Here is an 11,899-nt window from a genome sequence, read left to right as displayed (position 1 = left end):
GCCCGCCCCGTTCAGTCCGCCAGGTGGCCCACGTCGTTCCAGCTCTCCAGCGCCGGTTCGCCGTAGGCCCAGCCCAGGATCGAAAGAGACGTCGGATTGAGGCGGATGCGGGCGCCGAAGTCCAGCGGGAAGCCCAGCCAGCGCGCGGCCAGGGAACGCAGGACGTGGCCGTGGGCGAACAGCAGGACGTCGCGGTCGGCCGAACGGGCCCAGCCGATCACCTCGTCCACGCGGGCGGTGACCTCGGCGGTCGTCTCCCCTTCGGGGACGCCGTCGCGCCAGATCAGCCACCCAGGCCGCACCGCCTGGATCTGCGCCGGGGTCATCCCCTCGTACGCGCCGTAGTCCCACTCCAGCAGCGCGTCCCAGGTCTCGGCCCGCTCCCCGAACCCGGCGAGTTCGCAGGTCTCCCGTGCCCGGGACAGCGGGCTGGTGCGCACCTCGGCACCCGGCAGCCCGTTCAGCGGCGCCCGGTGCAGCCGCTCGCCGAGCAGCTTCGCCCCGCACCGGCCCTCTTCCAGGAGCGGCACATCCGTCCGGCCGGTGTGCTTGCCGGACAGCGACCAGGCGGTCTGTCCGTGCCGGGCCAGCAGGATGCGCGGTGCCATGGGGGACCTTTCCGGGAGGCGTACGCCACAGGGACGTCACAGGAACAACGAGAGTCGGCCCTTTCATCATCGCTCACCCCCGGCACGGGCAACCCGGCGGCCACCGGTGACGTCTTTGTGGGCCGGAGCACCCTCGCGGACCGGCTCCGGAGCACCCGCACGGGTGAGGAACGGACACCGTAAAGTGGCACGGTCGCCCACCGGGCGGCCGTACCGCAGAAGGGGGAGGACGATCGGATGGCGCAGACCGAGACACCGGGCACCGGGACGGTGCCCCGCACCCGGCTGCGCTGGTGGACCGAACTGCCACTGCTCCTGCTGGTCTACGGCTGTTACTCGGCCGGCCGCCTCGTCGTACGCGGCGACGTGGACGACGCCGTCGAGCACGGCCTGACCCTGCTGCGTGCCGAGAAGCTGCTCCACCTGAACGCCGAGCACCCCCTCAACCGCCTGTTCACCCGCGAGCCCTGGCTCGGGATACCCGCGGACTTCTGGTACGCCTCGCTGCACTACCTGGTCACGCCCGCGATCCTGGTGTGGCTGTTCCGGTCCCGCGCCGAGTACTACCGGCGCGCCCGCACCTGGCTGATGACGTCCACGTTCATCGGCCTGATCGGCTTCACCCTGATGCCGACCTGCCCGCCGCGGCTGCTCGCCGCCGGCGAGGGCTTCGTGGACACCATGGCCCACTACAGCGCGTACGGCTGGTGGGGCGGCGACGCCAGCGCGCCGCGGGGCCTGGGCGGAATGACCAACCAGTACGCGGCCATGCCGAGTCTGCACGTCGGCTGGGCGCTGTGGTGCGGGGTGATGCTGTGGCGGCACGGCGGCACCCGGCTCACCAAGGTCCTCGGCGTGGTCTACCCGCTGGGCACCGCGCTGGTCGTGATGGGCACCGCCAACCACTATCTGCTGGACGCGCTCGCCGGCGTCGCCGTGATGGGCGTCGGCCACCTGCTCGCGCCGTGGGTGACGCGGGCCGCCGACCTGGTGCGGGCCCGGCTGTTCCCGGGGTCCGTGCGGGGCGCGGATTCCCCGGTTGTCAGTGGCGGATGCAAGACTTCCGCGGGTGAGCGAATTCCACGGCAGCGCGAGTCGCGGCCCGGCGCCCCAGCCGAGCCGGACGCCTCCCCCACCGACGCGGGCGAAGGGGCTCCGGCACCGGCTCGCTGAGCTGCGCGGCCCCGACGTACCGGCGAAGGCCCTGGACGCGCGCGCCCTCGCGGCGCTGGCCGCGAACCCCGGGTGCCGCAGACGGGCGATCCTGGACGGCGCCGGGGTGGACAAGGCCCGGCTGGCCGACGCGCTGGGCGCGCCCTCGGCCTTCGGGCAGTCGCAGTTCGCGCTGACCCGGGGCAACGCGTTCGAGGCGAAGGTGAAGGCGGACGGCGGCGCGGAGCTGCTGCGCCTCGCGCACACCCGGCTCGATCCGCGCGCCGAGGCACCCGAGTCGGCGGCGGTGCCCGATCTGACCGCGCCGGGCCCCGAGGGCCGTACGGCGCGCACGGCGCTGGCGCTGCGGGAGGCGACGCGCGCGGGCGGCTGGACACTGCTCGACCACCCCATGCTGGCGCTGGACGTGGCGGGCTCGCTCGCGTTCCTGGAACCGGACGCGGTGGTGGTGCACCCGGACGGCAGCTGGTCGGTGGTGGAGATCAAGTCCTTCCCGATGCTGGACGGTTCGGCGGACCCGGCGAAGGTCGGCGCCGCGGCCCGGCAGGCGGCGGTGTACGTGCTGGCCCTGGAGGAGGTCGCCGCCCGGTTGGACCCGGCCCCGCGGGTGCGCCACCGGGTGCTGCTGGTGTGTCCCAAGGACTTCTCCAACCTGCCCGCCGGCAGCGCGGTCGACGTGCGCAAGCAGCGCGCGGTCACCGCGCGGCAGCTCACCCGGCTCACCCGGATCGAGGAGATCGCCGACGCGCTGCCCGAGGGCACCTGTTTCGCGCCCGACCGCGGCGCCGAGGAACTGACGGCGGCCGTGGCGGCGGTCCCGGCCGCCTACGCGCCCGAGTGCCTGTCCGCCTGCGAGCTGGCCTTCCACTGCCGCGACCGTGCCCGCTCGGCCGGCTCCGTGACCCGGCTCGGCCGCCCGCTGCGCGCCGAACTGGGCGGCCTGACCACGGTGGAGGAGGTCCTCGCGGCGGCGCACGGCGAGGCCGGCGAAGCGGACGACCCGGCGGTGGCCGCCCTGCGCCGGGCGGCGGCCCTGCGCGCGGAGGCCCTCCGGGAGGCAGGGCTGCGCGAGACAGGACTTCCGGATACAGGGCTTCGGGAGGCAGGTCCCGGGGAGGTGGCGCCCGCATGTCGCTGATCGACACCCTGGCCCGGCTGGAGGCCGTCGGCACCGGCCGGGCCCAGCCCGCCGCCACCGTGCTGCACCGGCATGTCTCCGGGCATCCCCTGGTGTTCGTGCCGCTGACCACCGCGGGCGAGACCGGCGCCCCGCTCGGCGCGCTGGTCGGCACCGACCGGGACGCGCCCCGGCTGCTGGTCGTGCCGCAGCCGCGCGACCGCGAGCTGCGCTTCGCGTTCCTCGCCGAACTGGCGGACGTGATCCTGCCGTACATCGACTCCTACGCCGGGTCCGTGGAGGCCGCCGAGCGCACCGAGACCGACCCGGAGACCGGCAAGCGGGTCAAGGTCGAGGTGGAGCTGTGCACGGACGCGCCCCAGCTGATCGTGCCGAGCCGCGCCGGCCTGGACTTCGTGCGGCTGCTCGGCCGCTCCATGCGCTTTCGCCGTACGTCCGAGCAGGACCCGCAGGCGCCCTATCCGGCGCCGCCCCGGGTGCCGTTGCTCGGCCGCTGGCTCACCCACTACGGGGAGCGGTCCCGGGTCCCCGGCTCCGCGCTGCTGCTCGCCCTCACCGACGTGCTGTCCCGGCACTGGGCGACCGGCCAGTCCGGCCTGGAGGACCAGCACCTGGGGGCGCTGCTGGCGTGGATCGACCCCCCGGCGGGCGACAGCGGCGCCGACGCCGCGCACCGGGCCGAGCTGGCGCGGGACGCGGCCGGGCAGCTGCTGTGCCCGCCCGCCGGCCCGGCCACCGACCCGGCGTTCGACAACAAGCTGCTGGCCCCGGCGATCGAGCGGTACGACCGGGCGCGCACGGCCCTGGCCGCCGCCGAGGACCCGCTGGACGCCGACGACCGGCTGGCCGCGCTCACCCGGGCCGAGCGGGACGTGCGGGAACTGGTCGAGAGCCGGACCCGGCCCACCTGGGACGCGGTGTGGCGGGGCCTGGACCTGCTGCGGGCGCTGCCCGAGGGCGCGCATGTGGCGGAGCGCTGGCTGCGGGACCGCTGGTCGTTCACCGGCCACCGGGACCGGGTGCTGGCCGGGGAACCCCCGCAGCCGCGCCGGGACGACGCGGTGACCGCGGCGAACAAGCTGGCCACGCGCGAGCGCGAACAGGCCCGCCTGGAGGCGCAGGAGGCGCTGGACGATCCGCTGGTGATGGCGGGGCGGCGGCTGGCCGGCGAGGCGTTCGCGGGCGAGGTCACCGAGGTCGTGATGGCGTACAGCGAGGGCAGACGGCCGAGCCCGCGCCCGCTGGTGACGGTCCGCACCGAGGACCTGCCGCACCTGGCGGAGCGCGCGAAGGTCTACCGCTCGCTGGACGGCCGCCCGCAGTCGGCGGAGTTCGTGGAGCGGGCCGCCGGGGACACGGTGGTGCTGCGGATCCTGGACAAGATGGGCCGGGGCAGGGAGCCGGAGCCCGGCTCGGTGCCCGAGAAGGGGGACCGGGTCTGCTTCACCCTCTTCGAGCACGAGCAGCGCGGCGGGGCGAAGCTGCCCGACCCGGAGGAGACCCCGTGGACCCATGGCGGGCCGCCCGGCGAGGCGGTGCCGGAGGCCGCCGATCCGATCACCGAGGAGGACGTGCTGTGACGACCGTCGACGCCGATCCCGGGGCCGCGGCCGCCCGCGCCACCGACGCGATCCTCGACGACACGCTGCACGGCACCGAGCGGGGCGTGGTGGTCGACTCCCCGCCCGGTGCCGGGAAGTCCACCCTGGTGGTCCGGGCGGCGCTGGAACTCGCCGACGCGGGGCGCCCGTTGATGGTGGTGGCGCAGACCAACGCCCAGGTCGACGACCTCGTGCTGCGCCTCGCCGAGAAGAACCCCGAGCTGCCCGTGGGCCGGCTGCACAGCAGCGACGCCGACGCCTACGACAAGGCGCTGGACGACCTGCCGGGCGTGCGCACCTCGGCGAAGGCGGCGGACCTCGCCGGGTTGCCGGTGGTGCTGTCCACCGCCGCGAAGTGGGCGCATGTGACGGTGGACGAGCCGTGGCGGCACGCGATCGTGGACGAGGCGTACCAGATGCGTTCGGACTCCCTGCTCGCCGTGGCCGGGCTGTTCGAACGGGCGCTGTTCGTGGGCGACCCCGGCCAGCTGGACCCGTTCGCGATCGTCGGCAGCGAGCAGTGGGCGGGGCTGTCGTACGACCCGTCGGCCTCCGCCGTGACCACCCTGCTGGCCCACAACCCGGGCCTGCCCCAGCACCGGCTGCCGGTCTCCTGGCGGCTGCCCGCCTCCGCCGCGCCCCTGGTCTCGGACGCGTTCTACCCGTACACCCCCTTCCGCAGCGGCACCGGGCACGGCGACCGCAGGCTCGGCTTCGCCGTGCCGTCCGACGGTTCGGGTCCGGACCGGGTGATCGACGAGGCCGCCGCGTCCGGCTGGGGCCTGCTGGAGCTGCCCGCCCGGCACACCCCGCGCACCGATCCGGAGGCGGTGCGCGCGGTGGCGCTGGTGGTACGGCGCCTGCTGGACCGCGGCGGTGCGGCCGTCTCCGAGCGCTCGCCGGACCCGACCCCGCTCACCGCCGCCCGGATCGCCGTCGGCACCGCCCACCGCGACCAGGCGGCCGCGGTCCGCTCCGCGCTGGCGGACCTGGGCGTCTTCGAGGTGACGGTCGACACCGCGAACCGGCTCCAGGGCCGCGAGTACGACGTCACGGTCGTCCTGCACCCGCTGTCCGGCCGCCCCGACGCCACCGCCTTCCACCTGGAGACCGGCCGCCTGTGCGTCCTGGCCTCCCGCCACCGGCACGCCTGCGTCGTGGTCTGCCGCGCCGGAGTGAGCGACCTGCTCGACGACTACCCGTCCACGGAACCGGTCCAGCTCGGCACGCTGGTGAAGTTCCCGGACGGGTGGGAGGCGAACCACGCAGTCCTCTCCCACCTGGCGGAGCACCGGGTGGAGTGGCGCCCGTGAGCGGGGGCTCGGGCGCCGGTCCGGCGGGCGACCCGGGCCCGGTCCGCCGGACGGAGTCCGGCACGCCGCCGGAGGCGGCCGATGGCCACGGCCCGGACGGGTGGGAGGCGAACCACGCGGTCCTCTCCCACCTGGCGGAGCACCGGATGGAGTGGCGGCCGTGAGCGGGGGCTCGGGCCCCTTGCGTGGGCGCGGGACAATGGACGGTGGCCCACCACGGAGGTGGTGCCCAGCGAACCGTACGAAGGTCGTACGAGGAGGAGAGAAGACATGGCGGAGCCCACGCCGCGTCGGAACGAACCGCGGCTACGCCCCGCGCCCCTGATCTTCGAGCCCGCGGAGGCGGCCGCCGATCCCGAGCACTTCTTCGACCTGGAGTCGATCGAGGATCCGCGGGCGCTGCTGGCCCGGGCCACGGAGCTGACCCAGGCGTTCCGCGCGGCCGCCGACCGGGCCGTGGAGTTCCAGGCCATCGCCGCGGCCCAGCTCGCCGACCCGCGCCGGTTCGACCGGCTGACGGCCGCCGACATCGCCGACCGGGCCGAGTGGACCGAGGACTACGCGAGGAAGATGGTCGAGTTCGGCCGGGACCTGATGCGCGGCGACAGCGAGGGACGGACCTCCGCCGACCCCGTGTGACCCCGCGGTGATTCCGTGCGCCCCCGGGTGATCCCTCACCTGGCATATGCCAGGGGGGCAAGATACTCCCCGTCTCCTCCCCTGTCCCGGTTTTCCGCAACTCAGGAGAACCGGTTGCTCACGGCGGGTAGATCTGGATGACATGAGCAGTACGCCGAACGTCACCCGCGTCACCCCCGACGGCGCCGCCTGGCTGGCCTCCGCCGGGACGTACCCGCCGTACACGTCCGCCCCGGCCGCCCTGCCCTGCGGCACCGTCTTCGACGTGGTGAGCGCCCCGGTCGTCTTCGGGCGCCGGATGCTGGACCGCCTGTGGGAGGGGGGCCCCGGTTCGGGCCCGGTCGCGATGTCCCGCGGCCGGATGCTGCTGTTCTGCGCCCCCGGCACCGCCCACCGGCTGCCCTCGCTGCTGGCCTGGGAGGAGTGGGGCTCGCACCGGGCGGCGGCGGTGCCGCCCCTGCTGTGCCACGGCACGGGCGACGCGGTGACCGTCCCGGCGCCGGACGGCGGCGACACCTGCGGCGGGCCCCGCTGGGTGGTGGCCCCGGACACGCGCCGCCCCTGGCTGCCGGGCCCGGAGGTGGTGCTGTGGGCGGCCGTGCGGGCGGCACGCACGGCGGTTCGGATATCGATTTTTCCTCCCGCCGACGAGGATGCTAAGGTCTACGACGTCAGCAGGCGCCGCTAGCTCAGTTGGTTAGAGCAGCTGACTCTTAATCAGCGGGTCCGGGGTTCGAGTCCCTGGCGGCGCACGCGAGGGCGATGGCGAGACATGACCGCGAAACGCGGCCGTGTCTCGCCATCGCTGTTTTTGCGCGGCTTCGCCGCGCGCCGTGGGGGCTCGGCCACCCACACGCCGGCCAGGGCCGGCCCGGCCACCGTCGCCGAGGAGTCACCCGGTGATCCGCTGTGTGATCTTCACCGTCCACGCCCCCGAGGCCGTCCGGTCCTCCGCCTCGATCTTCACGCCCGCGCCCGGGACGGTGAAACTCTCCCCCAGGGCGATCGGGGCGTCCGCGAGGGGCGGGTAGACCGAGTCGTCCGGGCAGGCCTCGGTGTGCGGGTGGGCGTCGACGACCTCGACGGGGCCGCCGCCGGACTCGGCGCCGCTGCGCACCCGGTAGACGAGGATGCCCTCGCGGCAGGTGGTGCGGTCGTTGCCGGCGGCGGTACGGGCCTCCACGGCGAGGACGCTGTCCGGGCCGGTGCGCACCACCGCCAGCTTCAGCCCGTCGCCGAGACCGAACGCGGGCGCCCCGGCGGCCCCCTGCACGGGAGTGCCGGGCCCCGCCGCGAGGGGCTCCAGGGTGAGCCGGGTCGGACCGGCGCCGCGGACGCACATCACCTGGCGCGGATCCAGCCAGCCGAGCCGCCACTTGTGCCAGGCGAACATGTCCGGCGACAGGCCGAACTGGCTGCCCATCAGGTCCCAGTCGCCGACATAGGTGTCCCAGTCCCCCTTGCCGTCGGCCGGGCGGTGGTAGAGGTCGGGCAGGTCGAAGACATGGCCGGTCTCATGGGCGAGGACCAGCCGGTCCGGCGGGTGCTTCTCGAACACCGTGACGACCCGCCGTACGTCCGTGCCGTCCACGTGGACGGGCGTGTCCAGGTTGACGACCTTGGTGGCGTCGGAGTCCACGCCGGGCGCGTCCGGGTCCGCGACGAGGTACACCACCTGGTAGCGGGAGAAGTCGACGGCTTTGTCGGCCACTTTGAAGGCGTCCCGCAGATACGCGGCCCGGTCCTCGGCGGCCCAGTCCCGCCGTACGGAGTACGCCGTCGACGGACGGGGCATACGCAACCAGTGGCCCAGCGGATGCGCGCGCAGGCTGAACCTGCCGTAGGAAGCCTGCTCGAAGTAGCGGCTGGTCTGCGGGAAGTGGTCGGCGGTCAGCTCCGCCGGGGTGGTCTGCGGGACCGCGTCCGGGAACGACAGGAAGATCATGACGGCGTTCAGCGCCCTGGTGGGGCGGGCGTAGTCCGCGTCCCAGGTGTCCGCCCCCTCGGAGTGGCGGGCACCGGTGCGGTGCAGGGCGCACGGGGCCGTGGCGAAGGGCTCGGCGACCGACGGTCCGGCGATGATCGAGGTCGCGGCCAGCGCCGACAACGTGGTGCACACGGCGGCGGTGCTGCGCAGCAGGGGCACGGACATGACCTCCGGACGCGGTTCGACGGACCCGCACCCAGATTGCTGTGTTTCGCCACTCCATGCCCTGTTTGTCTGCACCGGAAGAGTGAGCACTCCCCATTCGGGCGCCAGGCGCACGACGGCGCACGACATCACCGCATCACTCACGGAACGTCACAACTGGTCGACGGTCTCAATAACCCGTCCAGGTGCGGGCAGAAACGATCTGTCAGAAAGTCCCACCGGTCCGGGAGACTGGACGGTGGCTGGAAGGGCCCGGGGCCAGCCTCTATGATCGGCACACTTTCCGGCACGGACAGAGATCGAGTGCACTGCGGGAGCGAGCGGTGAGCGGAACGTCCGAAGGGCCGACGCCCGCGGCAGACCTCGACCGGTCAGCCGTCACAGACAGTGATCACACCACCTACGACCGTGTCTTCGGGGCGGCCCCGCTCGCCATGGCCGTCGTGGACCACGCGGGAATCGTCGTCCGCGCCAACCCCGCCTTCGGTGAACTCCTCGGCCTCGACCACGCCTCCCTCGCCGGCCGGGCCGCCGCCGACCTGGTGGACCTGACCGCCGACGTCCGCTCCTGGCACGCCTACCGCGAGGTGCTGAGCGGCCGGCAGGCCCGGCTGCGCTGCACCCGCCGGCTGAAGCACCCCGGGGGCAACTCGGTATGGGTGCAGCTCACCGTCGCCCCGCTGACCGACGGCGAGGCGGGCGTGCTGCTGTCCGTCGCCGACATCAGCGCCCGGCGCGAACTCCAGGCGCGGTTGCGGCACTTGCAGATGCACGACCCGGTGACCCGGCTGCCCAACCGCACCCTGTTCTTCGAGCGGTTGTCGGCCGCGCTGGAGGCGGAGTCGTACGAGCGCGGCGGAACCGGCCGGATCGGACTGTGCTACCTGGACCTGGACGGGTTCAAGGCCGTCAACGACACCCTCGGCCACCGGGTCGGCGACCGGCTGCTCGCGGCCGTCGCCGAGCGGCTGACCGCGGTCGCCGACGCGGCCGGGTACGCCCGCGCCGCCACCCCGCTGGTGGCCCGGCTCGGCGGCGACGAGTTCGCGCTGCTGGTGGAGGACTCCACCGGCACCGAACAGCTCGCCGACCTCGCCGAGTCGGCGCTCAAGTCCCTTGAGGAGCCCTTCGACCTGGCCGGGCAGCGGCTGTCGCTGACGGCCTCCATCGGTGTGGTGGAACGCCATGCGGCGGGGACCACCGCGACCGGTCTGATGCAGGCGGCCGACACGACGCTCTATTGGGCGAAGGCCGACGGCAAGGCGCGCTGGACCCTGTTCGACCCCGAGCGCAACGCGCACCGGATGACCCGCCAGGCCCTCTCCTCCACCCTGCGCCCCGCCATCGAGCGCGGCGAGTTCGTGCTGGACTACCAGCCGCTGGTGGGCATGGAGGACGGCCGGCTGTCCGGGGTCGAGGCGCTGGTGCGCTGGCACCATCCGCAGTTCGGCACGCTGACGCCGAATCGGTTCATCGGGCTGGCCGAGGAGGACGGTTCGATCGTGCAGCTCGGCCGCTGGGCGCTGGTCACCGCCTGCCGGCAGGCCCGCCGCTGGCAGCTGGACCACCCCGGCGAGCCGCCGATCTTCGTCAGCGTGAACGTGGCCGTGCGCCAGGTGTGGGACTCCGATCTGGTGGCCGATGTGGCGCAGACCCTCGCGGAGACCGGGCTGGCCCCGCACCTGTTGCAGCTGGAACTGACCGAGTCCGCGGTGATGGGCTCGGCGGGCCGCCCGCTCCAGGCGTTGCAGGCCCTGAGCGACATGGGGGTGCGCATCGCCATCGACGACTTCGGCACCGGCTACTCCAACCTCGCCTACCTCAGCCGGCTGCCGGTCTCCGCGCTGAAGCTGGACGGTTCCTTCGTCCGCGGCTTCCAGTACGAGGAGGCGCCCAAGGGGGTGCCGCCGAACCCCGCCGACGAGGTGATCGTGGAGGCGATGATCCAGCTGGCCCACCGGCTCGGGCTGACGGTCACCGCCGAGTGCGTGGAGACCGCGGCGCAGGCGAGCCGGCTGCGGCGGATCGGCTGCGACACCGGGCAGGGCTGGCTGTACTCCCGCCCGGTGCCGCCGGACCGCATCTCCGAGCTGCTGGGCGCCCGCAGTTACGCGGCGGGAAAGCCGTGACCGGCCCTAAGCGGTGGGCAGCCCATAGGCGTCGGCAATCAACTCGTAGGAGCGGACGCGCAGTTCGCCGCGGTGGGCGTGGGTGGTGAGCATCAGCTCGTCGGCCCCGGTGCGCTTTTGCAGCTCGTCGAGGCCGGTCCGCACCTCGTCGGCGGTGCCGTACACCACGTTGGACGACCAGGAGTCGATGAACTCCTCCTCCATCGGGCCGAGTTCCTGCCGCTCGGCCTCCGCGGGGTCGGGGAACAGACCGGGGCGGCCGGTGCGCAGCCGGAGCATGTTCAGGCCCATCGCGCGGGTCTGGCGGCGCGCCTCGCCCTCCTCGTCGGTGGCCAGCGCGGAGACGCCGATCAGGGCGTACGGCTCGGCCAGCACCTCGGAGGGCCGGAAGGTCTGGCGGTACAGGTCGAGCGCGGGGATGGTGTTCTGCGCCGAGAAGTGGTGCGCGAAGGCGAACGGCAGGCCGAGCATGCCGGCCAGCTGGGCGGAGAACCCGGAGGAGCCCAGCAGCCAGATCGGCGGGCGGTGCGGGGACTGGACCCCGCCCGGGGTGCTCCCCTGGACCGGGCCCGGGATGGCGTGGATGCGCCGGTAGGGGTGGCCGTCGGGGAAGTCGTCGTCGAGGAAGCGGGTCAGCTCGGCGAGCTGCTGCGGGAAGTCGTCGGCGCCCTCGTTCAGGGTGTCGGTGCGGCGCAGGGCCGCGGCCGTGGCGCCGTCGGTGCCGGGGGCCCGGCCGAGCCCGAGGTCGACCCGTCCCGGCGCCATCGCCTCCAGCGTGCCGAACTGCTCGGCGATCACCAGGGGGGCGTGGTTGGGCAGCATGACGCCGCCCGAGCCGAGCCGGATGCGGTCGGTGTGGGCGGCGAGGTGGGCGAGGATCACGGCCGGCGAGGATGAGGCGACGCCCGGCATGGAGTGGTGCTCGGCGACCCAGTAACGGTGGAACCCGCGGGCCTCGGTGAGCCGGGACAGCTCGACGCTGGTGCGCAGGGCATCGGTGGCGGTGCGGCCCGCGCCGACGGTCACCAGGTCCAGCACGGAGAGAGGGACGGGCGCGGTGCCGTGCGTCGTTCCCCGGATCTCGTCTGCCTCGTCTGCCGACACGGTGAGGGCCTCCTGTTCGCGGCGTGAGCTGTGCCGGTCAGT

General features: G+C 74.1%; 11 protein-coding genes and 1 tRNA gene. 9 read left to right on the top strand and 3 right to left on the bottom strand.

Annotation, left to right across the window (positions count from 1 at the left end):
* Positions 1 to 11: 11 nt before the first annotated feature.
* A complete protein-coding gene (locus tag HZZ00_RS04110; protein ID WP_180330921.1) occupies positions 12 to 608 on the bottom strand; it encodes a histidine phosphatase family protein in 597 nt (198 codons plus the stop codon).
* 237 nt (positions 609 to 845) lie between these two features.
* Here HZZ00_RS04110 and HZZ00_RS04105 point away from each other — a divergent pair, with 237 nt between their 5' ends.
* The 8 genes from HZZ00_RS04105 to HZZ00_RS04070 all read left to right on the top strand — a co-directional run bounded on the left by HZZ00_RS04105 (position 846) and on the right by HZZ00_RS04070 (position 7,224).
* Complete coding sequence (locus HZZ00_RS04105; RefSeq protein ID WP_180330920.1) at positions 846 to 1,781, top strand: phosphatase PAP2 family protein; 936 nt, start codon at positions 846 to 848, stop codon at positions 1,779 to 1,781.
* A complete protein-coding gene (locus HZZ00_RS04100; protein WP_374028514.1) occupies positions 1,678 to 2,919 on the top strand; it encodes a hypothetical protein in 1,242 nt (413 codons plus the stop codon). Before HZZ00_RS04105 ends, HZZ00_RS04100 begins: the two co-directional genes overlap by 104 nt.
* A complete protein-coding gene (locus HZZ00_RS04095) occupies positions 2,910 to 4,499 on the top strand; it encodes a hypothetical protein (RefSeq protein WP_180330919.1) in 1,590 nt (529 codons plus the stop codon). Before HZZ00_RS04100 ends, HZZ00_RS04095 begins: the two co-directional genes overlap by 10 nt.
* Positions 4,496 to 5,833 (top strand): AAA family ATPase, encoded by a 1,338-nt coding sequence (locus HZZ00_RS04090; RefSeq protein ID WP_180330918.1) that lies wholly within the window; start codon positions 4,496 to 4,498, stop codon positions 5,831 to 5,833. The genes HZZ00_RS04095 and HZZ00_RS04090 overlap by 4 nt, the downstream gene beginning before the upstream one ends.
* Positions 5,830 to 5,997, top strand: coding sequence for a hypothetical protein (locus HZZ00_RS04085; protein WP_180330917.1), 168 nt, complete (start codon positions 5,830 to 5,832; stop codon positions 5,995 to 5,997). The genes HZZ00_RS04090 and HZZ00_RS04085 overlap by 4 nt, the downstream gene beginning before the upstream one ends.
* 106 nt (positions 5,998 to 6,103) lie before the next feature.
* A complete protein-coding gene (locus tag HZZ00_RS04080; protein ID WP_180330916.1) occupies positions 6,104 to 6,472 on the top strand; it encodes a hypothetical protein in 369 nt (122 codons plus the stop codon).
* A gap of 142 nt (positions 6,473 to 6,614) precedes the next feature.
* On the top strand, positions 6,615 to 7,160 hold the full coding sequence (locus HZZ00_RS04075; RefSeq protein WP_180330915.1) for a hypothetical protein: 546 nt from the start codon (positions 6,615 to 6,617) through the stop codon (positions 7,158 to 7,160).
* Positions 7,151 to 7,224 (top strand) — tRNA-Lys (locus HZZ00_RS04070). The genes HZZ00_RS04075 and HZZ00_RS04070 overlap by 10 nt, the downstream gene beginning before the upstream one ends.
* Before the next feature lie 140 nt (positions 7,225 to 7,364).
* Here HZZ00_RS04070 and HZZ00_RS04065 read toward each other — a convergent pair.
* Entirely contained in the window at positions 7,365 to 8,624 is a 1,260-nt protein-coding gene (locus HZZ00_RS04065; protein ID WP_180330914.1) for a M6 family metalloprotease domain-containing protein, read from the bottom strand.
* 323 nt (positions 8,625 to 8,947) lie between these two features.
* Between HZZ00_RS04065 and HZZ00_RS04060 the strand changes: the two genes are divergently transcribed.
* Positions 8,948 to 10,753 carry a bifunctional diguanylate cyclase/phosphodiesterase gene (locus HZZ00_RS04060; RefSeq protein WP_180330913.1) on the top strand — a complete coding sequence of 602 codons (1,806 nt, stop codon included), beginning with the start codon at positions 8,948 to 8,950 and terminating at the stop codon, positions 10,751 to 10,753.
* A 6-nt stretch (positions 10,754 to 10,759) separates the two neighbouring features.
* On the opposite strand, the gene HZZ00_RS04055 is transcribed toward HZZ00_RS04060, so the two are convergent.
* The gene (locus tag HZZ00_RS04055; protein WP_180330912.1) at positions 10,760 to 11,857 is read right to left on the bottom strand and encodes an LLM class flavin-dependent oxidoreductase; all 1,098 of its coding nucleotides are present in this window, start codon (positions 11,855 to 11,857) and stop codon (positions 10,760 to 10,762) included.
* Positions 11,858 to 11,899: the final 42 nt, after the last annotated feature.

Source organism: Streptomyces sp. NEAU-sy36 (genome assembly GCF_013423905.1).
Taxonomy (GTDB): Bacteria; Actinomycetota; Actinomycetes; order Streptomycetales; family Streptomycetaceae; genus Streptomyces; species Streptomyces misionensis.
Note: the sequence above shows the minus strand (reverse complement) of the source record. Positions and strands in the feature narration are given on the sequence as shown.